This window comes from Paenibacillus sp. FSL R7-0345, from assembly GCF_038595055.1.
Classification (GTDB): Bacteria; Bacillota; Bacilli; order Paenibacillales; family Paenibacillaceae; genus Paenibacillus_AQ.
On sequence record NZ_CP152002.1, the window covers coordinates 912,501 to 934,806 of the forward strand.

Sequence of the window (22,306 nt, forward strand, 5' to 3'; positions counted from 1 at the left end):
TACTTACATCATTATCCTTTACATCATTATCCTCACTAATCAAGGAGCACAGCAATGACGGACAAAGTCATACGGATTTTCAAAATCATTAACGCCATTCAGTCTAACCCCGGGATCACAGCAGCAGACTTGGCATTCAGATGTGATGTGAACATCAGGACAATTTACAGGGATCTGGATGTGATCAGCCATTTTGCGCCGGTTGCGAATGAGGGGAGAGGGACCGGGTACAGGTTCCTGGGGAATTTTTTTCAATATCCGCTTGATTTCTCGGAACAGGAAGCACTGGCCTTTTCACTGCTGCCGTCGGTGCTGCATGAGGACAAAATCCCTCCGGGCTTTCACACCGCCTACGACAAAGTAATGGGGACGCATCTGAAGGAGAAGTCGAAACTAAATGGAGTGCTTGAGAACATTGCCGGTATTATTCAAATGGGCACGCCGGCGTACCGGAAAGAGAGCCCTAATTTTCTGCAGCCGATTATAGGAGCGATTCTGGAGCAGCAGAGCATCCGGGCGATTTATCATTCACAGGGGCGCAATGCTATAACGGAACGTGAGATCGATCCGTATTATCTGGTTCCGCGTGACCAGCGCTTTTATCTGATCGGGTACTGTCATCTCAAGCAGGATATCCGTACCTTCCGGATCAGCCGGTTTCAGCAGGTGGAGGCTACGGGGGGCGCTTTTACCAAAAACGGGTTCAACATCAAGCATTATCTTAAAAATACATGGTCCATCGACCGCGGCAGTAAAAATATCAGGTTTAAGGTACGCTTTTCCCCGGAAGTGGCACGATATATTAAGGAGGAGGAGCTGTTCGTGCATCCGCGGATGAGCGATGAGCCGGGCGGCAGCCTGCTGTTTGAAGTGACCGTCAATAACGCCAAGGAATTTATGAAATGGATTCTGCAGTACGGTCCGGATGCGGAAATTCTGGAGCCGGCGTCCGCCAGACTGGAGATGAAGCAGAAGCTGGAGCGGTGGATCAAAATGTATCAGTAGAAAAAAAGCACAACTGCCCGAATCAGATAGCATCAGGGAGTTGTGCCTTATAAGCTAATTTACATATTTGAGAAAATAATTATTCGGCCTGCGCAGCATCAGCTGGAGCAGGCAATCCGAGGCCGGCGGCAATACGCTGACCGAATTCAGGATCTGCTTTGTAGAAGTGCCCGATCTGGCGGATTTTGATCTCGTTGTATTCTACCGGTGTCATAGCACCAACGATGTTCTCCACAAGACGGGCGCGCTCCTCCTCACTCAGCAGACGGTACAGATCACCGGCTTGGGTGTAGTGATCATTATGATCGTAAGCAACACTGTCAGCCTGGCCGGAAACATGGAACGGAGCCGGCTTATCCTGTGGTGACTCTTTGGCTCCGCCAAAGCTGTTAGGCTCATAGTACACAGAACCGCCGCCATTGCGGGTAGCGTTCATTGCGCCGTCACGCTGGTTATTGTTCACTTCGGCAACCGGACGGTTAATTGGCAGCTGATTGTGGTTAGCTCCTACCCGGTAGCGGTGGGCGTCGGCGTAAGCGAACAGACGGCCCTGGAGCATTTTGTCGGGGGAAGCTTCAATGCCGGGTACGAACGAACCTGGAGAGAAGGTAGCCTGCTCAACCTCGGCAAAATAGTTCTCCGGGTTACGGTCCAGCACCATGCGGCCGACTTCGATCAGCGGGTAATCTTTTTGTGACCAGACCTTCGTTACATCGAACGGGTCGAACCGGTACGTATCGGCATCCTCTTCTGGCATTATCTGCACACAAAGTTTCCAGGCCGGGAAATCTCCTTTATCGATCGCATTAAACAAATCCTCTGTATGGTAATCCGGGTTCTCTCCGGCCAGCTGTGCCGCCAGTTTGACATCCAGATTTTTAACGCCCTGTTCTGTTTTAAAATGATATTTCACCCACACAGCTTTACCCTCAGCATTAACCCACTTGAAAGTATGGCTTCCGAACCCGTGCATATGACGGAGAGTTGCCGGTATGCCGCGGTCGGACATCAGGATCGTAACCTGGTGCAGCGATTCAGGCGATAAAGACCAGAAATCCCAAACCGCGTTCGGGTTCTTCAGGTGAGTCTGCGGATGGCGCTTCTGCGTATGAATGAAGTCCGGAAACTTAATGGCATCGCGGATGAAGAAGACCGGAGTGTTATTGCCGACCAGATCATAATTGCCTTCCTCTGTATAAAATTTAACGGCAAAACCGCGCGGATCACGCACAGTATCGGCAGAACCAAGCTCACCTGCTACAGTCGAGAAACGGATGAACATTGGGGTGCGCTTGCCTACCTCAGATAAAAAGGCTGCTTTGGTATATTGGGACAAATCCTGTGTAACCTCAAAATATCCATGAGCTCCAGCTCCCTTGGCATGAACAACCCGTTCAGGAACACGTTCTCTGTTAAAATGGGCCAGCTTCTCCAGCAGATGAACATCCTGCAGCAAAGTAGGTCCGCGTGAGCCTGCTGTCATTGAATTCTGGTTGTCGCCGACGGGTGCGCCCCAGCTTGTGGTTAGTTTATTATTGCTCTGACTCATGAATACAATCACCTCGGTATAGGATTTGATTTTAGATTTAGTATAAGTTCTATATTAACAAAAATTTTAGAGAAATCAATCTTTTTTTATAATAATTATAATTAACAATATGCGGAAAGAGCGTTGAATATGAGCTGAGCCAGGCTGCTGGTGAAAGACAGGGGCGGGGTGATGTTGGCTAAAGAAAAGGGTAAACGGGAGGAGTCGGCGAGAGGCGGATTGAGCGAATTGAAGTGAATTGAAGTGAATTGGAGTGAATTGAAGTGAATTGGAGTGAATTGAAGTGTATTGAAATGTGCTGAAGTGAATTAGTGAATTGTATGTATTGATTGTTCTGATTAAATGTTCTGATTAGATGAAGGGGAGGGGAATTATGGTATAACTGCACTCTGTACAACTAAAATGGCTGTTTTTCTTCGTGAAAACCATTTAACTGCAGTTCGTGCAGTTAAAATCCCGGAAATAGGCTGGTTTACGCATATCTGCTCATTATAGCTGCACAAAGTACACTTATATCGCTATTGATCGTTCCCAGACTGGTTTTAGTTGTATAAAGTGCAGTTATGTTGATCTGTCCTTCATAAAAAAAGCCCCCGTCCGCGGGAAGCAGACAGGAGCTTAATAATGTTACACCATAATGCAGGGAGAGCCTGACAGGCTACTCCCTAATATACATTCTGCTGTAATACTCATCCAGCATCCGTTTGGTGGCGAACTCGGTGCGGGTGGTCTCGATGCTCTTGCGCATCATTTCAACCCACTTTGCGTGGTCATCATAGAAGGTAGGCAGCACACGGTTCAGCAGTGTATCATACAGCGCGTCACTGTCATGCTTATCAAGCACGGCAAAGTCAGTAGTCTCGAAGCCTTCCCCAATCTGCCAGCCGTTCTCCCCGTCAATGCAGGCTTCCGGCCACCAGCCGTCGAGGATGGAGCAGTTCAGCACGCCGTTCATCGCAGCTTTCATACCGGAGGTGCCGCTCGCTTCCAGCGGACGGCGTGGGTTGTTCAGCCAGATGTCGGAGCCGCGGGTCAGCTGTGCGCCGATGGTCATATCGTAGTTTTCCAGGAAAACTACGCTCTTCGGATATTTTTTCATCATGGCGACGAGATTACTAACGATCATTTTGCCGTTGTCATCCAGCGGATGGGCTTTGCCGGAGAAGACGATCTGGATTTTGCCGTCCTTCAGGTAAGGCTCAATGATCTCCGGCTGGGAAAAAATCAGGTCACTGCGCTTGTATGGAGCCGCGCGGCGGGAGAAGCCAATTAGCAGATTGTCGGGATTCAACGCGATGCCGGAACGCTCCTCGATAAAGCCGATCAGCTCATTCTTGATCTCCTTATGTGTTGTCCACAGGTCGCCGTCTTCCTCAAAAGCACGCGTAATCCGCTCGTCCACCCAGGTTGGGGTATGAATCGCATTGGTAATGCCGATGATCTGCGATCTGCCGGCAACTTCCTTCCACATTTTATTGGCAGTATCGGCATGCAGCTGGGCCACGCCGTTGGAAATCCGGGACAGGCGCAGACCTGCTACAGTCATGTTGAACGGCTCGCCGCCGATCCGCTCCATCTGCGCACGGGTCAGGCCGTTAAAGGCACCCATGTACTCCAGACGGTCGAGCGGATGGGTTTCATTGCCTTCTTTTATCGGAGTATGGGTGGTAAATACCACTTCTTCGCGCGTAGCCTTCCAGGCCTCTTCAAAGGTGCTGCCGCCGGACATCTTTTCGCGGATCAGCTCAACGGCTGCCAGGGCCGCATGGCCTTCATTGAAATGGTAGACGTCGATTGGAATCTCCAGCGCACGCATTGCTTTTACCCCGCCGATTCCAAGCACGATCTCCTGGGCAATCCGTTCTTCACCGAACCAGCCGTACAGCTGGCCGGTAATCCAGGCATCACTATTCTCCGGAATGTCCGTATCGAGCAGGTAGAGGGGGTTATTGCCGAATTTATCTGTTTTCCATACTTTGCAGACCACATCGGTTTTTCTAACTTTTACAGTTACCTTAACGCCTGTATCTTCAAGGAAATCGTAAACATAGTTGTGGTATGAGTCATAAGGGTTGCCGTTGTTATCGATCTTTTGATCCGTATAGCCCTGCTTCCATTTCAGCCCGATGGGGATGATGGGGGCACCGATGTCCTTTGCACCTTTGATGTAATCTCCAGCAAGAATGCCTAAGCCGCCGGCGTACATTTTGAAGTCGGAATGCAGGCCATACTCCATGCTGAAATAAGCGACAGACGGTAATTTGTTCTGGTTCACTTGATAAGCCTCCTAAATACGAATTGGATTAAAATCAGGTGCTGCTGCAGGCTACATCTAAGGTGCAAACGTTTGCTCAAAAAGGCAAAAACTTCTCTGGAAGCGATTGCACACTTATTCTAGCACATTTACCTGTAAAAAGCACAACGAAGATTTCGTGAAGGATTCACGGGATAAACCATTAAAGTCATGAATGAAAATAGGCTCGGTAATGAGGAATGTGCATAAGCATGCAGAATAGTTTGATTAACATGGCTTAAGGCCATAAGATATAGAGAAGATCAATTTTGCATTGAGGGTGAAGCATTACGCTTAGAGGGCCAAGCTGTACCCGGAACTGGAACGTAAAGCAGTATAAAAAAATTAGTGGTGGTGTCAAAGCTTGAGTATAGTTGTGATTGGAAGCTTGAATATGGATATGGTTGTGCGGACAAAACGTGCGCCGGAGGCTGGAGAAACGTTGTTTGGACAGGATTTTGCCTTATCTCCCGGCGGAAAAGGGGCCAATCAGGCAGTAGCGGCAGCGCGGCTTGGGGCTGAGGTAGTGATGATCGGCAGCGTCGGGCAGGACGGGTTCGGCAATGAGCTGCTGGAGATTATGCGCGGGGAAGGCATTGATACGGAGCATCTTGCACAAAGTGCGAATCGGGGCACAGGAGTTGCTTCAATCGTCGTTGACGGTGAGGGCGAAAACCGGATTATCGTGGTGCCGGGCGCTAATCTTGAGCTTGGTGTGGAGGATATTCAAGCACTGGAGACCGTTATTGCCGGTGCGGATATAATTGTTATGCAGCTCGAGACAGATCTGGCGATGTGTGCAGAGGCAGCGCGGATCGCCGGCCGCCATCAGATCCCGGTGATTCTCAATCCGGCGCCTGCGCGTGAGCTGAGCAATGAAATGCTGAGTCATGTCACTTACCTCACTCCAAATGAGACTGAGGCGGGTGTTCTCTCCGGCGTTGAAGTAAGCAGCACAGAGTCGGCAGAGCAGGCGGCACGTATTTTGCTGCAAAAGGGTGTGCAAAACGTCGTCATTACCCTCGGCTCAAAAGGGGCGCTGATTGTAAATGAAACCGGCAGCATGCATGTTCCAGGGTTTCCGGTGAAGGCTGTGGATACGGTGGCTGCGGGGGATTCTTTTAACGGGGCGCTGGCTTATCAGCTGACTTCCGGGAAGACGACGGCGGAAGCCGTCCGGTTCGCCAATGCGGTTGGTGCGCTGGCAGTCGGCAGACAGGGGGCTATACCTTCTTTGCCGAAGCTGGCAGAGGTGGAGCAGTTCCTTAAGGAAGCCGCAGAAGCTTAATGAGATTAAGCAAATCCAGATACATAGGGGGTTGAAGATAGATGAGCGGCACAGTAACCGTAAAAAATGTAACATTAGGCGAAGGCATGCCCAAAATATGCGTACCTCTGGTCAGTACAACGCTGCTGGAGCTTGAGGCAGAGGCAGAGGCGCTGAAGGGGCTGGCGCCGGATGTGGTGGAGTGGCGCAGTGATTTTTTTGAAGGAGTCGAAGATATTGCTGCGGTTCAGGCTGCACTGGAAGTGATTCAGGGCATTCTGCCGGATATTCCGCTGATCTTTACATTCCGCAGTGCCAGAGAGGGCGGAGAAAAGGAGATCTCTGCGGAGTATTACGTACAGCTCAATAAGGCTGCCGCCGAGAGCGGGTGGGTTGATATTATTGATGTGGAGCTGTCGGGTGAGGAGCCGAAGGTCCGGGAATTGATCGCAGCGGCGCATGCCTGCGGCGTGTTCGTTATTGTGTCCAACCACGATTTCGCGGGAACGCCATCCGAAGAGGAAATTGTATCCCGGCTGCGCAGAGCGCAGGAGCTGGGCGGCGACCTGCCGAAGATCGCGGTTATGCCGGGCAGTCCGGGCGATGTGCTGACCCTGCTGGCGGCTACTAACAAAATGCAGGAGCTGTACGCAGACCGTCCGATTATTACGATGTCGATGGGCGGGGAGGGCGTGGTCAGCCGGCTGGCCGGGGAGATTTTTGGATCGGCGCTGACCTTCGGTGCGGCACATAAGCCGTCGGCCCCGGGGCAGGTGGCGGCTGCTGAGCTGCGCAAGGTGCTGGAGCTGCTGCATAAGAGCTTGTAGGCAGTATAAGTATAGGTACTTTCTAGAGAGGCGTTCCGGACAATGTCGGGGGCGCTTTTTATGTTGAAAAAGCTAATCTAAAGGGAATAGTGGCTGATTGAAGATTCGGTGGAATGCTATTTTGACCGGACGGTTTGAATCTGTACCTGCAGATATCCTACAATGTAGGCAGACATACATGAAAGGAAGGAACCCCGTGACGGAATCCATTCTGGTCGTTGAGGATGAGGAAAAAATCGCCCGCCTGCTGCAAATTGAGCTGGAGTGCGAAGGATATCGTGTAGCTATCGCCGGCAGCGGCCCGCGCGGGCTCGAATTGTATCAGGAAGAGCAGCCCCAGCTGCTGCTGCTGGATGTGATGCTGCCCGGCTTCAGCGGAATTGAGCTGCTGCGGCGTATCCGTGTGAGCGATGCCTATACTCCTGTTTTGCTGCTGACCGCCAAAAGCTCAGTCGAGGATAAGGTGTCCGGCCTTGACCTGGGCGCAAATGATTATATTACAAAGCCTTTTCAGATTGAGGAGGTGCTGGCGCGTGTACGCGCTGCACTGAGACTTGCGGACAGCCGCCGGACAGCTGAAGCAGATACAAAGACGGACGCCTGGCTGCGGGCAGAGGATCTGGAGCTGAACGAAACCACCCGGGAGGTGATTCGCGCAGGCCGGAGCATTGAGCTGACTCCCCGGGAGTTCGACCTGCTCGTCTACCTGCTGAAGAATAAGCGCCAGGTACTGAACAGGGAGCAGATGATGTCAGCCGTATGGGGCTATGATTATTACGGTGATACCAATGTGGTGGATGTCTATATCCGCTATGTCCGAAAAAAGATTACTCTGGAGAACGAGAACGAACTGATTCATACGGTACGGGGCATCGGTTACGTATTGAAGGATACCCCATGAAGCTGCGCACCAAAATCTACCTCTACTCGAGCGTGCTATTCGCCGTGCTTCTCGTAATCATCAACCTGTTCATCTACGCGGTGTTCAGCCGGCTGCTGACCGACAATGAACTGGATCAGGCAGCGGCCGAGACAGCTAAAATCGCCGCCGATATGCGCAGAACGGCCGGCGAGGTTCAGCCGGCCGAGCTTCTCCGGGCTTATGTCCCGGTTGAGGGGATGCTGCGGCTGGTGGCCGAGGGCGGGAGCGGCCCTGCTCCTGTAACCTCGGCGTCGGAGCAGGAGCTTAGCCGGCTGAAGCCGGAATATCATCAGGAGCGGCAGACCAGCCTGATCAAGTCAGCCGGGCATTCTTACGCTTTTGTAACCGTTCCGGTAATCTGGACCGACGGAACGGTAATGAGTGTGCAGATGACAAAAAGCCTGGAGAGCACGATGAGTACACTTAGGGTGCTGCGGATTGTACTTGCCGGAGCTACTGCTGTGGCCCTGATTCCGCTGCTCCTCTCCAGCCGGCTGCTGTCCGGGCTAATTATGCGCCCGATTGTCCAAATGACCGCCACGATGCGGGAGATAAAGGACAGCGGGAAATTCCGCCGGCTGACGCTGCAGGACGAGGCCAAGGATGAACTGGTGGAGATGGGGCATACCTTCAACGGGATGATTGACCTCCTGGAAAGCAATTATCTCAAGCAGGAAAAGTTTGTGTCCGATGCCTCACATGAGCTGCGTACGCCGCTTACCGTTATAGAGAGTTATGCAAGTCTGCTGAAGCGCAGGGGATTGGCTCACCCGGAGCTGTTTCATGAATCGGTTGAGGCCATTCACTCCGAAGCCATCCGGATGAAGGAGCTGACGGAGCAGCTGCTGCTGCTGGCGAAGCATCAGGAGCAGTGGGTACTCTCCATGAAGCCAATGGATCTGGGGGAGCTGGTGCAGGCATCGGCCAAAGCCTTTTACAATGCGTATGGCAGGGACGTGCTGGTCCGCTCACAGGGAACTGTCCAAGGGTACACGGATGAAGCCAAGCTGCGGCAGCTGCTGTTTATTTTCCTGGATAATGCCCGTAAATACAGCGATGAAGCCATTACAATCAGTCTTGAAGCTGCCGGCCGGGAGAGCACTATAGTGATTACGGACCGGGGGATCGGGATTCCGCCGGAGGAGCTGCCCAAAATATTTGACCGCTTTTACCGGGTGGATACGGCAAGAAGCCGTCAGGGCGGCGGGGCAGGCCTGGGTCTGTCGCTTGCTGCCGAGATAGCCGGGGCCATCGGTGCGGAGCTGTCCATGGACAGTGCTCCCGGCCGGGGAACCTCGGTTACTATCCGGATTGCCGCTGAGAGCAGGAGAAAACCATGAGCAGACAACAAATGAACAAACGCAGGCTGTACAGGACAAGCCTTATAGTGATTGCTGTACTGCTGCTGGCAGCTGCCTGCTGGCAGCTTTTCAGGGGCGATTCCGGGCAGCTGCTTGGCAGGGAGGCGGCAGAACAGAAACTGCTGCAGGAGTATCCCGGAACGATACAGAAGCTAAACCAGGAAGCGGGCGGCTATGTCGCCGAGCTGCAAACCGCGCAGGGACTGTATGAGCTGAAGCTGGACGGGATTACAGGTGAGATCATCTCCATAAAACAGCTGCAGGCTGTTTCTACACCAGAGCCGCAGCCTACTCCAGCGGTGTCAGCAGTTCCATCGGCAGGAGCTGCTTCAGCTTCTCCCGCTGCACCGTCGCCATCTCCGCCGCAGCGTGTAGTGTCCGAAGCGGAGGCTATAAGACTGGCGCTGCAGGAGGTGCCGGGGGTGGCAGATGATGTGGACACCGGCATCAACGAGTCTGGAGCCTTTTATCTGGTGGAGGTTAATACCCCTGACGACCGTGAGGCTGTAGTACAGGTTGATGCGATATCGGGAAATATCCGCTCTGTGACCTGGGAAGAGCCGGATGATGATAACGGATGATAAGAAATATTTCTCATCGAATTCTAATCTTGCTGCCGCGGTTCTCTCATGTTGAAGCCTTATATTAAATACATGAGCAGGACAGATTGAACTTAGGAGGCGGCAATGATGAAAAAACAGTTACTAAGCAGTGTAGCAGCGGCGGCGATTATTCTCGGAGGTGCCTACGGCATCAGCGAGTTCCGGAGCGGAACCGCGGACGCAGCAGCAACGGTGCAGCAGAGTCAGAGCAAGACGCTGATCGGTGTGGCCAAAGCCGAAGAGATTGCCCTGAAATCAGCACCGGGTCAGGTGGAGAGCATTGAGCTGGAGAAGAAGCTGAGCAGCACTTATTACGACATCGATATTCAACAGAAAAACCAGGAGGTCGATGTCCGGGTCGATGCTTATACCGGTAAGGTTGTGAGTGTGCGGAAAGAAGCCGACAACGATGATGACGACTATAGCTACACATCAGCCGGAGCAGCATCGGACGCCAAGCTGATTACCGCAGCCAAGGCAGCAGCAGCGGCAAATGCGGCAATAAAGGGTAAAGTAACCGATGTAGACCTTGACCGGGATGACGGAACGGCTGTCTATGAGGTGGAGATCAGAAACGGACGGATTTCAACTGAAGTCGGCGTTGATGCCTACACAGGCAAGGTGCTGTACACGGATGTGGATTCCGGTGACGATGATGACGATAACGATGGATATGATAATTAAATTAGCATAAGAGAGGCAGCCGGAAACCGGCTGCCTCTCTTATGCGTGTATCCTACTGCTTCGCCCCTGTATAGACATGGACTGCATCCCGCAGGAAGGCGGCCAGACCGGGACGGCGCTTGTCATAATAGGCGGTGAAGCGCTCATCATCCACATACATTTGCGCGACTCCGGCATGGGCTTCTTTGGTATAGGTATCCCAGTAGAAGCTGAGCCACTGACGGTGCAGATCGGCAGCTTTTTGCGCAAGCGTACTGGCAGAATCACCTTCCTCCATCGCCTGCTCAAGTGCGGCGAACATGTCGGCCTCCAGCTGCTGAAGGGCGGCATACTGCTCCTCCGTCAACTTATTGACCATACGGTTCGACTTCTCCACTGCCTTCTCGCCGTATTTCTCACGAATCTCCTGTCCGTATTTCTGCTCGTTATCCTCAATCAGCTTCTGCTTAAAGCCCGTGAATTTCTGTTCATTGCTCATTGTGATTCTCCCTTCGGACTCAGCCAGTGTGTGTTCGACGTTTGCGATCAGCTCATCCAGCTGTTTGCGGCGCTGAAGCAGCTTCTCATGGTGTTCGCGCAGCGCATGGGCGCTATCAAAGGATGGGGAGGTCACGATGTCGCGGATTGCTTCCAGTGTCAGACCGAGCTCGCGGTAAAAGAGAATCTGCTGCAGCAGATCAACCTCAGCCTGGCTGTAAATGCGGTATCCCGAGGAATTGATTCTCGCCGGCTTCAGAAGACCAAACTCATCGTAATAACGCAGCGTCCGCGTGCTGATTCCCGCCATCGCCCCCAGCTTCTGCACGGTATATTCCATGTAAGCCACCTCCATGATCGTTCTTTCGGATGCCTGTGCATTCCTGCTTACAAAACCAACTGTACACCTTGACGTAACGGCAATGTCAAACGCTATTTTTATTGTATCCTGCTGCATTAAAAAGAAACAAAAAAGCGGCAATCTCCCACAGGAAGCCCTATGGAAAATTGCCGAAGCCGGTGACAGCCTTATTATTTTTTGCCGAGCTGGGCTTCAAAATAAGCCTGCAGCTCCGCTGCCTTACGCGGATCAGCTAAAGCACCCTCGCTTTTGAAGTAATGCTCGGCTACCAGCTCCCAGGTAGGCACGATTTTTTGCGAGGTCATCGCTTTGATGGCGATTTTGACCGTTTTACGTTCTCTGGCATTGGAGAAGGTGTCCACGAAATGCTGGGACCGCGAAAAGTCCAGCTCCTCAAAGACTGCACAGAAAATCTCCGCCGTCATCCGCGCATCATCAAGCGCCCGGTGGGCTGAGCCGGAAGGCTCAAGTCCAAGGAGCGCCATCGCGCCTTCCACGCTGATATCGTTGGTGAGACCGCGGGCGCGCAGCAGCCCTTTCAGCAGATCGAAGTAAGTGGCTTCCATCCAGTAGGACTCGTCCATTTTGTGCATGCGCACGTCCTGGATGATACGCTTCATATCCTCGCCGCCCCAGGTCAGCAGCAGCACGCCGTCAGGGCTCTGGTCAAGCCAGCTCCGGAAGGCGGTAATGACTTTGGGAAAACGGGCGGCAACGTCGATATCCTCTTGCGGGATACCGGTTTTTTTCTTAATGAATGAATTGAGGGTAGAGAAATATATAGGTTTGATTAAGGCCGTGAACTCATCCTTAAACTGCAGCGAAGCGTCTAACCGGACGGCTCCGATTTCAATGACCTCCATAGGATGCTCGCTGGCAAATTTGCGGCCGTTGAATTCGATGTCCAGAATAATATAATCCACAGGTAATGCCTCCGTTTTCGTTGACTGGCGCTTATAAGGTGAAGAATGCGCCGACCTTTCTATTTTAACAAAAAATGCAGATAAAAGGGAGAATGCCGCAGAACTCCGCCGTGGAGCAGGAGCGGGCAGGCAAACCGGGTCATTTGGGTCATACCGGCCGGACAATTCCAACCGCAGCACTATGGCAAGCGGCCACAGATTAAGGTATTCTGCAGAGGATGGATAAACCGGAACAAGTGTTCCGGAAATGAACAGGACAGCCGTTTAGTTGCCTGAGCTTTTCTGGGTAGGACTGGTGTAATTTGGGTAATGAATTGAAATGCTCTGCTTAGCGGAGCTGCTGCTTACGAACAGGGGAGAGATGCGTATGCTGCTGTATGTCACAGTGAAAAGCGTGGGAAAACGTAAGCCGGTGCTGGGACGCCGTGAATGGGTCCTTGAGCAGACCCCGGGCAATCTGGAGGAGCTGATCACTGCCGTTGTGGCTTTACAGGTGAAGGAGCTTACTGATAAGCAGGGGCGCGGCGAGCTGATTCCTTTTTTGACGGGGAATGCCATTAACAACCAGAGAGTCAGCGGTAAAATCGGCTTCGGAACGGTTTATAACGACAATCTGCCTGACCTGGACAAAGCGGTGGAGGCTGCGCTGCTGGCGTTTGAGGACGGGCTGTATAAGGTATTTTTGCATGAGGAAGCATGTGAGCGGCTGCAGGAGCCGCTGGTGCTGAATGAGGGGGATGAGCTCGTATTCATCCGGTTCACCATGCTGGCGGGAAGTCTATGGTAAAAAAGGAGGCGGAATCATGGGAATGTTGAACGCGGAAGAGCGGGAGAAGCAGTGGTATGCCGAGCTGCAGGCGAAGGCGCAGAAAATGGATGCTGAAACATCCGGGCTGGCTTCGCTCATTATCAGGATAAGCAAAATACAGTACATAGGCGGGGAAGAAGAGGAGTGCCGGGAATGCTTGAATGTGCTTAAAAAGCTTGCCGGTGACGCACAGCAGTCATTATTTGAGCCGCTGGTTAGAGCGGTCCGGAAATTGTTCAGTCCATACACGGCTGATGTTATGCAATATATCGTAGAACACTGTACGGAGTATCCCTACAGCAAAGGTTATGCCCGCAGGCCGTTCCGGTCGGGTAATCCTGAGCTTCACGTAACCACAATTCTCAGCAAAATGGGCTCACTCATTCTGATGGACCGGGAAGGGCTGCCGCTCAGCTCATATATGCAGAATGTTGAGGTTCTGGGTGCAGATTATAGCCGGAAGCACCGGATTTCCCTAGTGCTGAGCGATGCCATCGCGTATGAGCTGGACCGCCCGGACGGCGATATGCTGGAGATCATCCGGGACATCGTCTACGGGGATAATCAGGGGGCTCTGCTGAGCTACGAGATTATCAAGGGCGTATTCATGAGTCACCGGCAGGAGGCAGCAGCCATGATGGGTGAGCTGCTGATTGCCGCCCGTCTGCAGGAAGGCCTGCGCCAGTCCCTGGTTGAACGGATGGATGAAGGGACACTGGCGAACAATCTGTACATGCTGCAGGTTATTATTGAGAATGATTTTATCCGCTACAGCTCTGTAGTACGGGCACTTGGCGTCTGGACGGGCATGGGGCTTGAGGCGCAGAACCAGCGGGTGGCCAAAGGCTTGATCGAAGATGCTTATCAGGCCTTGCAGGATGAAAAGCTGCGGGAGCAGTGGCTGTCAGAGGCTAACGCAAACCGTGTGTATATCAGTCTGTGGGCAACAGCGGTGCATGAGGAAGCAGGGCTGTACGAAAGAATTAAGGAACTGATGGCAACCGGCCAGATATACCAGAAGATTATCGCCCAGTACCTGCTGGCTAACAGCCAGGAGAAGGAGCTGCGGCTGCAGCTTGCCAGGGAAAACCTGCAGGAGCAGGACAATGAGCTGCAATTCTGGGTTCTGCTAAATTACTGCTACGGCTATAACCGGCTGTGGAGGCCGGAAAAGAATGAACCCAAAATCAGCCTTGACCGCAGTCCGCAGCTGGAGGACAAGGAGGAGCGCAGACGGGATTTTGCTCTGCTTAAGGCAATGCTCCTGAACCCGTCCCGCCGTGAAATAGCAGGGCCGTCCAAGGTACTGGAGTTCATCCAGGTGAACTACACCTCTGACCTTCCTGTCCGCAAAATGCTCTATCTGATTGCTTATGATATGGACAAGGATTGGATTAACGAAGTCATTGAGCTGAAGGATCAGCTAAGCAGTGATCTGCGCAGCGAGCTGCTATCCTGCTTCCTGGAGCATCCGTTAAGGGAAGCCCAGCGGGAGTTCCTGTTCGCTAGCCTCTCTGATAAGAGCATGAAGAACCGGGAGCTGGCGCTGAGCGAAGCAATGGAATTAACGCTCACTCCGCAGGAGCTGCTGCTGGCAGAGGGATTACTGAAGCTGAAGACCGGCTCACTGCGCCAGAGCGTAACACTGCTGCTGCTCAGCCAGCCGGATTCCTCGCTGCAGGAATCTGTTGCACGGCTGCTGCAGGAGAAGAACAGCCTGCAGCGGCTGGCCGGGCTGGAGATGGCTACCGTGCTGTTCGAGGATGAGCAGCGCAATGCCATTGTAGAGCAGGTGAAGCCGCTGATTGAGGCGATGGACAGCCCGTCGGCTAAGGAACGGGAGCTGCTGGCCAAGCTGGAACGCCGGAATGAATATACGGCAGCGAACGGGTTCAGCTTGTTTAATCCTGCTGAAACCGAAGAATGGCTGACTCAAGGGCCGCAGCCGGGTGATTTTACGTGGGATGAAGTATTCGGCAGCAGCCTTGAGGAGATAGAAGCTTTTCTGCAGGGGCTGGATCAGCTGATTCATGAGCATAGAGATACGGAATACGAGCATGAGGATTATTCGGACCGGAAGGAAACGCTGCTGCTCGGAACTGTACTGCAGCCGTTGAAATGGAACAGCCTGTGGGAGCAGGAAGAGAACGCATCGCAGCTGGAGCAGTATCCGCTGCATGAGGTCTGGTCTGCTTATTTAAAGGAACAGGGCTGGGATGCCATGCGTCTGCTGGAGCTCCACTTCTATCTGCAGCTGGAGGATCTGAACAAGACGCTGAATGATTATCACGGGTTTTACAGCAATAATATGGATTACAACGAGTTAAGGAAGCATAAGCTGCTGGACGGCTGGAGAGGTGAATTTGCCGCCTCCGTTTATCCGCTGCAGCGGATCAGTGAAGTGGACCGGCTGCTGAAGAAACTGAAATACGGCCAGCATGTGGACACGCTGATTCGTGCCTTTTTTGCCGACAGTGCCAAGAAAGAGGTCTTCAGGATCGTTGACCGGGCACTGAATGCGCTGCTGGCTGCGATGCCGGAGGAAAGAATGGCAAGCGAAGCTCCGCTGCTGAATGTCCTGGCCGAGCCCTGGCTGCTGATGATCAGGGGCAGAGTGGCGGATCAGGAGGATTTTAAGGAAATGTTCCGCACCCTGTATACATTCGACAAGATAACGCCGCCGGCGCAGAACTGGTGGAACGGCAAGTTGTCGCTTGATGATTATCTGCGGGCGTTTGAAGCAGACTGGATCGGCGAGAACGAGCTTTACAAGGAGCTGCTTACCGGCCAGAGTAATGTGCAGCATATGCAGAATCTGACGTCCACCCACCGGAATACGGCCTGGATCGAGGACAGTGTTAAAATTACGGCGCTCCGCAGCCGGCTGATTGACCGACTGATGGAGATTGAGCTGGCCCGCGGTGACCTGCCGACTGAAGTGACACCGCTCGTAATGGGATTGCAGCGCATAGAAGGCATGGAGTATTTTATCCGGATTCTGGATGGGCTCGACAAGGAAACCTTTGTCCGCGGTTATATTTACGGCTACGGGCGGAGTATCACCAAGAAGGAAACCTTCAGCCATTTACTGAAAAATTGCCATCCGCGTGAAGGTGAAGATACGGCGATGCTGGGCAAGATGCTGAAAGAGGGCGATATTTCGGAAAAAAGGCTGCTGGAAGCGGCGATGTATGCCCCGCAGTGGCTTGAGCTTGTGGCTGAGCATCTCGGCTGGGAGGGGCTGCGCAGTGCTGCCTGGTACTTCCATGCTCATATTAATGAAAGCTTCTCGGCTGAAAAGGAAACGGTGGTCGCCCATTATTCGCCAATTACGCCGCAGGACTTTAATGATGGGGCTTTTGACGGAAACTGGTTCCTGTCGGCTTATAACACACTTGGGGAAAGGCGCTTTGCGCTGCTCTACGATTGCGCCAAATATATCTCAGCCGGCTCCAATCACCGCCGGTCCCAGCTGTTCGCCGATGCCGCACTCGGCAAGCTGAAGCTCACGGATATGAAGACGTCGGTTACCGAAAAGCGGAATAAGGATCACCTGCTGAGCTATAGCCTGATTCCGCTCGGCGAAGACCGGGATCAGGATGTCCGGGAGCGGTATGAGCTGATTCAGCGCTTCCTGGCCGAGAGTAAAGCATTCGGTGCACAGCGCCGGGCCAGCGAAGGGCTGGCTGCCCGGATTGCCCTCGGCAATCTGGCCCGTACGGCAGGATATGCGGATGTGACCCGGCTGATGTGGGATATTGAAGCCCGCAAGCTGGATGAGCTGGGCGCCTATTTCGAGCGTCATATGCTGGATGAAGACACCTCCGTCCGGCTGGTCATCGACGATCAGGGGCAAAGCGAGCTGGAAGTCATAAGTAAAGGCAAGCAGCTGAAGTCCGTGCCAACCCGGTTCAAGAAGCATGAGTATATCGAAGCGCTGAGGGAAACGCGCAGCGAGCTGACCGGCCAGTACCGGCGTGCCCGGGTGGAGCTGGAGCGGTCGATGGAAGCCGGCAGCAGCTTCACACTGCAGGAGATCAGCTCGCTAAGCTGTAATCCGGTGCTGGCACCGCTGCTGCGGACACTGGTCCTGCGCAGCGGGACGGCGCTTGGCTACTTTAAGCCGGATGCGGGTACGCTTGCTGCTCCTTCAGGAGAAGAAGCGGTGATTGCTCCCGATGCGGAGCTGTATATTGCGCATCCGCTGGATCTTTATAACAGCGGGCAGTGGAGCGCGTACCAGAAGGATCTGTTCGACCGGCAGATCAGACAGCCGTTCAAACAGGTATTCCGTGAGCTGTACCTGCCGAACGCGGATGAGCTGGCCAGTGCGACAGTGTCTCAGCGTTATGCCGGCCATCAGGTGCAGCCGCGCAAGACTGTTGCGCTGCTCCGCGAACGCCAGTGGACAGTCAGCTACGAAGAAGGGCTGCAGAAGGTTTATTATGCCGCCAATCTAATCGTGCGGCTGTACGCTATGGCGGACTGGTTCTCACCGGCGGATACCGAAGCGCCGGCGCTGGAAAGTGTGGAATTCATCGACCGCAAGACGTATAAAAATGTCCCGCTGGACCAGGTGCCGCCGCTGATCTTCTCCGAAGTAATGCGCGATGTAGATCTGGTGGTCAGCGTTGCCCATGTTGGCGGAGTAGATCCGGAAGCCAGCCTGACCACAGTGGAAATGCGCCGCGTCATTGTCAATGAGTCGCTGCGTCTCCTGAAGATCGGGAATGTGCGTCTTGACGGGAATTACGCGCGGATTGACGGTAAGCTGGGCGAATATGCCGTTCATCTGGGCAGCGGCCAGGTCTACAAGCAGGCTAGCGGCGCGCTGCATATCATTCCGGTGCATTCCCAGCACCGCGGCCGGCTATTCCTGCCGTTCCTGGACGAGGACCCGCGGACCGCGGAAATTCTGTCCAAGGTAATGCTGCTGGCGGAAGACACGAAGATCAAGGATCCGTCGATTCTGTCGCAGCTGCGGGGATAGTGCGAGGTAAGGAGAGTTAGTTTAGGGATTGGTTTTAGAGCTTAGGATTAAGGTTATGAGGATAGGATTAAAGTTAGAGTTAGAAGATTGGATTTGGAATGACTCCCGGATGGCCGGGAGTCATTTTTCTGGTTTCGGCGTGGGTGAAGGTGCAACTGGAGGAAAGGGCGCGCGGCAGCAGGGTGAAGGAGTGGAAAGAGTAAAGTAAAGTGCCTCCGATTCCGCCGATGGCGGGCGGAATGGGCGAATCAAGGGCAAAAGTGCCTCTGATTCCGCCGAAAGTGGGCAGAATGGGCAAATCAAGGGCAAAAGTGCCTCTGATTCCGCCGAAAGTGGGCAGAATGGGCAAATTAAGGGCAAAAGTGCCTCTGATTCCGCCGAAAGTGGGCAAAATGGGCAAATCAAGGGCAAAATGGACCTCCGTCAAGAAAGTAGACGTAACTTTAAAAGAATTAAGCTGCCTTCTGCTTAAATTTCGCTGCAAATTGAACCGGCGAAAGATAGCCTAGTGCACCATGGATTCGTTTGCGGTTATAAAAAAACTCAATGTACTGGTAGATCGCGTCATAGGCTTGTTTCTTCGTTTTGAATCGGGTGCAGTACACAAACTCTTTCTTAAGTAAGCTGTGGAAAGATTCAATACAGGCATTGTCATAACAGTTACCTTTACGACTCATACTGGCTTTCATACGGTACTTCTTCAAACGCTCACGGTACTCCTTGGAGGCGTATTGTGAGCCACGATCGGAATGGTGGATTAGGCCTTTCTTCGGGCGTTTCGCCTTGTGAGCGTCGTCCAGGGCATCTAAGACGAGGTCGGTAGTCATTCGATCGCCAAGCCTCCAGCCTACGATTTCTCGGGTGCAAAGGTCGAGCACGCTGGCCAGGTACAGCCGTCCCTCACGGCAGGGGATGTAGGTAATGTCTGCAACCCAGGTCTTGTTGGGTTTTTTTGTCTTAAATTGCTGATTTAGCAGGTTCGGTGCAATGGGTAACTCGTGATTAGAATCGGTCGTATGCACACGAAACTTCTTGGCGACACAGGAGCGCAGGCCGAGTTCTCTCATGTATTTTCCAACGGTACGTTCGCTGACCTTTTGCCCTTCACGCTGCAGGAGGATAGTGATTTTAGGGCTGCCATAGCGACCATGGGTATCGTGAAAATGATAAGTAATCCGCTGGCATAGCAACGCTTTTCGGGCTGCTTGCGGACCTGGCTTGGCCGTTCTCCACTTGTAATAGCCGCTCCTTGACACCTGTAGTACGCTGCACATCCTCTCCACACAGAACCGGGAGCGATGATCTTCGATAAACTGGAATCTTAGTTCTTTGGATTGCTGAAGATGTGCACTGCTTTTTTTAGGATTTCCATCTCTTCTGCCATTCTAGCGATGGTTTGATCTTTTTCCTCCAGTTGCCGTTTGAACTCACTCGTTTGCTCTGGGCTGGAAACGGGTTCGTTCTGGAACTGCCGGTATTTCCCTAACCATTGATGTATGGTTTTTGCAGGGATATCCAGCTCCTGGGCTAACTCCGCCACCGTCTTGGTCTGCTCCTGGATATACTTTACCGTCTGTCGTTTAAATTCCTCGTTGTAGCTTTTTCGTGTTCCACTCATGTGGACACCTCCTCGTTAATTGTATTTTCTCTCATTCTCTTAACGAGTGTCCACTATTTATACTAACAGCAAAAGTGCCTCTGATTCTGCCGAAAGTGGGCAGAATGGGCAAATCAAGGGCAAAAGTGCCTCTGATTCCGCCGAAAGTGGGCAGAATGGGCAAATCAAGGGCAAAAGTGCCTCTGATTCTGCCGAAAGTGAGCAGAATGGGCAAATCAAAGGCAAAAGTGCCTCTGATTCCGCCGAAAGTGAGCGGGAGGAACAAATGAAAGGCAAACGTTCCGCTAGTCTGGGACTCCCCAACGAGGCCAGCCGGCAGATCTGGCACCTGAACGTTCCTCCTGCAGCCCGCCCCTCAGTCCCAAATCACATGCCCCTGGCCAAGGGTGACCGGGATGAAGCCGGCCAGGTGGCGGGCCTGATAGGTGATCGGGCGGCCGCTGCCCATCATGATGATGTTGCGGACATCCGCAGCGCCCTCTGCGGGCAGGGCGAAGGCTTCAACATAGGGGTAATGTTCGCTGAGCGTGGTGTGGATGGCGTTCATCAGGCGGTCGTTTTCGCTTTTGCCCATCAGGTTCATGAGGATGGAGCCGCCGGAATGGAGCTTGGAGCGGGTCAGCCGGAAAAACTCATGGGAGATCAGATGCTGCGGCGTACCGGAGGCGGTAAAGGCGTCCAGCAGAATGTAATCGTACTGGCCGTCCCGTTCCGACTCCAGCAGGCTGCGGCCGTCGCCGGTCATGACGTTGTCCTGCGTGTAGCCGAAATGGGACCGGCTGTAACGGACGACCTCCGCATTCACCTCGGCCACCTTGAAGTGTTTATCCGCAAAATAACCGGCGATCGTGCCTATCCCGTGCCCGATCAGGAAGACATCCTGAAATAGCGGCCGGTTATACTCCATCAAGTGAATCATCGCCCGCGGGTATTCAAACACAATCCGCTTCGGCTGCTCCAGATCAAGCGCTCCCTGGATAGCATCTCCGGAAAACTGGAGGACGCGGAAGCGTCCTTTTTCCCCATATAACTCTGTAGTTTCATACACCAGGATTTCATCATTGTTATTCTGTGGCTGCAAATCAAGGACTCCTATACGTGGGAAATTCGTTTGTATTCATTCGGCGTGACGCCGACGATTTTTTTGAACAGCTTGTTGAAGTAGGCAGGATCAGGATAGCCGACCTCGGTGCCGATTTCGTGTACCTTCAGATCCGGGCTGCTCTTCAGCAGCTGCTTGGCTGTCCGGATGCGGATTTCAATGACATAATCGGTCAGGGTCAGTCCCGTCTCCTGCTTGAACAGCTTGCTTAAATAGCTTGGCGTCAAAAAAACCATTCCGGCCAGCATATTCAGATCCGCATGCTGCTTATAGTGGGCAGATACCCAGCGCTTCACCGTTTCGACCGCCGTACCGGACATCTCCAGCCGGTGGGTGCGAATATCATCCAGCACAGCAATTAGAATGGAAGTGAACAGTTCTTCAATCTCGCCGAGGCTCATGCAGGACCGGATGCTCTCTTCCAGTCTCGGACGGTTCTCCTGCCAGTGGGCCGCCTCAAATTCCTTGAGCTCATTACGTACCGTTTCCTCCACCTGCTGCAGGCAGCGGATAATAAGCTCCGGATCGGCCTGTTGTGCCTCGAAGGTGCAGAACAGCCTGTGAATCCATTCCCGGACTCCGGGTATGTTGAGAATCTGCAGCTCATGAATGAGCTGCTCCCGAAGCGGAAGGAAGGGATCGGCAGCGGTTTCGTGACCGGCAGGCCTCAATTCCTCAATAGTAGCATAATGCAGCGGCTGCGGGTTATAGATTCCCGCATCGCAGGCTAGCTTGGCTTCGAGATAGGCGGTCCGCAGCTGTGCCGGATCGTCATAAGAGCGGCTGACCCCGAGGTGGAGCCGCTGCTGCGGGCAAGCCATCCCGACTTCACTGGCTGGCTCCCGCCGCTCGGCAAGGGTAAGCGGCTCCCGGGAATAGCGGACCCAGGCCAGCAGCCCTTTATAAACCTCAAGCAGATCAGAGATAATCCTCTGATCTTCCCGGAGGCGGTCTGCATAGGCTATGGCTCCTTCCAGACGTCCGCCTTTCACAACAGTGACTGTGAAACAGGGAAGGGGCAGGAGAATGCCGCTGATCAGCGCAGCCGAGGGCTCTGCGATCTGCAGCAGCGAGAGCAGCAGGCCGGAGCGCTGGCGTTCTTCCTTGTCCCGCTGCAGCTTCCGCTCCTGCTCAAGCGAATGGAGCACCTCAAAGAGCTGCTCCTTGTTAATCGGCTTCAACAGGTAGTCCACAGCAGAGCTGCGGATCGCCTCCCTGGCATAATTAAATTCGGTGAACCCGCTCATCAGCAGTGTCCGGATCTGCGGATACCCGGCCTTTAGCCGTTTGATCAGCTCCAGTCCGTCGATCTGCGGCATGCGGATATCGGTAATGACAACATCTACCTGCAGGGCGGGCAGCTCATCCAGCAGCTGCTTGCCGTCCGGATAGGTGCCAATGACACAAAAGGTGCTGCTCTCTTTGCTGATCATCCGGGCCAGGCCTTCGCGGATCAGTACCTCATCATCTACAATTACTATGCGCAGCAATGCCGGTTCCCCCTTTCCTGGATCTCT

General features: G+C 53.3%; 19 protein-coding genes. 9 read left to right on the forward strand and 10 right to left on the reverse strand.

Going from position 1 to position 22,306, the window contains the following annotated elements; all coding sequences use genetic code 11:
* Positions 1–54 precede the first annotated feature (54 nt).
* Positions 55–1,005: a WYL domain-containing protein gene (locus tag NST84_RS03895; protein WP_342564331.1), complete on the forward strand. Its 951-nt coding sequence runs from the start codon at positions 55–57 to the stop codon at positions 1,003–1,005.
* Between the two features lie 79 nt (positions 1,006–1,084).
* Here NST84_RS03895 and katA read toward each other — a convergent pair whose 3' ends face one another.
* Entirely contained in the window at positions 1,085–2,554 is a 1,470-nt protein-coding gene (katA, locus tag NST84_RS03900) for a catalase KatA (RefSeq protein WP_342564332.1), read from the reverse strand.
* A 658-nt stretch (positions 2,555–3,212) separates the two neighbouring features.
* The gene (gene glgP, locus NST84_RS03905) at positions 3,213–4,829 is read right to left on the reverse strand and encodes an alpha-glucan family phosphorylase (protein ID WP_342564333.1); all 1,617 of its coding nucleotides are present in this window, start codon (positions 4,827–4,829) and stop codon (positions 3,213–3,215) included.
* Positions 4,830–5,211: 382 nt separating this feature from the next.
* Between glgP and rbsK the strand changes: the two genes are divergently transcribed.
* The 6 genes from rbsK to NST84_RS03935 all read left to right on the forward strand — a co-directional run bounded on the left by rbsK (position 5,212) and on the right by NST84_RS03935 (position 10,510).
* A complete protein-coding gene (gene rbsK, locus NST84_RS03910) occupies positions 5,212–6,135 on the forward strand; it encodes a ribokinase (RefSeq protein WP_342564334.1) in 924 nt (307 codons plus the stop codon).
* A gap of 41 nt (positions 6,136–6,176) precedes the next feature.
* Positions 6,177–6,941 (forward strand): type I 3-dehydroquinate dehydratase, encoded by a 765-nt coding sequence (gene aroD, locus NST84_RS03915; protein ID WP_342564335.1) that lies wholly within the window; start codon positions 6,177–6,179, stop codon positions 6,939–6,941.
* Positions 6,942–7,137: 196 nt separating this feature from the next.
* Positions 7,138–7,842 (forward strand): response regulator transcription factor, encoded by a 705-nt coding sequence (locus tag NST84_RS03920; RefSeq protein ID WP_342564336.1) that lies wholly within the window; start codon positions 7,138–7,140, stop codon positions 7,840–7,842.
* Positions 7,839–9,203 carry a HAMP domain-containing sensor histidine kinase gene (locus NST84_RS03925; protein WP_342564337.1) on the forward strand — a complete coding sequence of 455 codons (1,365 nt, stop codon included), beginning with the start codon at positions 7,839–7,841 and terminating at the stop codon, positions 9,201–9,203. The genes NST84_RS03920 and NST84_RS03925 overlap by 4 nt, the downstream gene beginning before the upstream one ends.
* On the forward strand, positions 9,200–9,805 hold the full coding sequence (locus NST84_RS03930) for a PepSY domain-containing protein (protein WP_342564338.1): 606 nt from the start codon (positions 9,200–9,202) through the stop codon (positions 9,803–9,805). The genes NST84_RS03925 and NST84_RS03930 overlap by 4 nt, the downstream gene beginning before the upstream one ends.
* 108 nt (positions 9,806–9,913) lie before the next feature.
* Complete coding sequence (locus tag NST84_RS03935; RefSeq protein ID WP_342564339.1) at positions 9,914–10,510, forward strand: PepSY domain-containing protein; 597 nt, start codon at positions 9,914–9,916, stop codon at positions 10,508–10,510.
* A gap of 52 nt (positions 10,511–10,562) precedes the next feature.
* On the opposite strand, the gene NST84_RS03940 is transcribed toward NST84_RS03935, so the two are convergent.
* A complete protein-coding gene (locus tag NST84_RS03940) occupies positions 10,563–11,327 on the reverse strand; it encodes a MerR family transcriptional regulator (protein WP_342564340.1) in 765 nt (254 codons plus the stop codon).
* 191 nt (positions 11,328–11,518) lie between these two features.
* On the reverse strand, positions 11,519–12,271 hold the full coding sequence (locus NST84_RS03945) for a 3'-5' exonuclease (RefSeq protein WP_342564341.1): 753 nt from the start codon (positions 12,269–12,271) through the stop codon (positions 11,519–11,521).
* Between the two features lie 367 nt (positions 12,272–12,638).
* Between NST84_RS03945 and NST84_RS03950 the strand changes: the two genes are divergently transcribed.
* Together NST84_RS03950 and NST84_RS03955 are read left to right on the forward strand one after the other, a co-directional pair.
* Positions 12,639–13,058 carry a hypothetical protein gene (locus tag NST84_RS03950; protein ID WP_342564342.1) on the forward strand — a complete coding sequence of 140 codons (420 nt, stop codon included), beginning with the start codon at positions 12,639–12,641 and terminating at the stop codon, positions 13,056–13,058.
* Between the two features lie 16 nt (positions 13,059–13,074).
* Complete coding sequence (locus tag NST84_RS03955) at positions 13,075–18,069, forward strand: DUF4132 domain-containing protein (protein WP_342564343.1); 4,995 nt, start codon at positions 13,075–13,077, stop codon at positions 18,067–18,069.
* Positions 18,070–18,148: 79 nt separating this feature from the next.
* On the opposite strand, the gene NST84_RS03960 is transcribed toward NST84_RS03955, so the two are convergent.
* From NST84_RS03960 to NST84_RS03985, 6 genes are read right to left on the reverse strand one after another with little or no spacing between them, the layout of a single operon-like run.
* Complete coding sequence (locus NST84_RS03960; RefSeq protein ID WP_342564344.1) at positions 18,149–18,496, reverse strand: hypothetical protein; 348 nt, start codon at positions 18,494–18,496, stop codon at positions 18,149–18,151.
* Positions 18,497–18,521: 25 nt separating this feature from the next.
* Entirely contained in the window at positions 18,522–19,379 is an 858-nt protein-coding gene (locus NST84_RS03965; protein WP_342566341.1) for an IS3 family transposase, read from the reverse strand.
* A gap of 11 nt (positions 19,380–19,390) precedes the next feature.
* Complete coding sequence (locus NST84_RS03970) at positions 19,391–19,687, reverse strand: transposase (protein ID WP_342564345.1); 297 nt, start codon at positions 19,685–19,687, stop codon at positions 19,391–19,393.
* 31 nt (positions 19,688–19,718) lie between these two features.
* Complete coding sequence (locus NST84_RS03975) at positions 19,719–20,015, reverse strand: hypothetical protein (RefSeq protein WP_342564346.1); 297 nt, start codon at positions 20,013–20,015, stop codon at positions 19,719–19,721.
* 27 nt (positions 20,016–20,042) lie between these two features.
* The gene (locus NST84_RS03980; RefSeq protein WP_342564347.1) at positions 20,043–20,768 is read right to left on the reverse strand and encodes a fused MFS/spermidine synthase; all 726 of its coding nucleotides are present in this window, start codon (positions 20,766–20,768) and stop codon (positions 20,043–20,045) included.
* An 11-nt stretch (positions 20,769–20,779) separates the two neighbouring features.
* A complete protein-coding gene (locus NST84_RS03985) occupies positions 20,780–22,279 on the reverse strand; it encodes a response regulator (protein ID WP_342564348.1) in 1,500 nt (499 codons plus the stop codon).
* Positions 22,280–22,306: the final 27 nt, after the last annotated feature.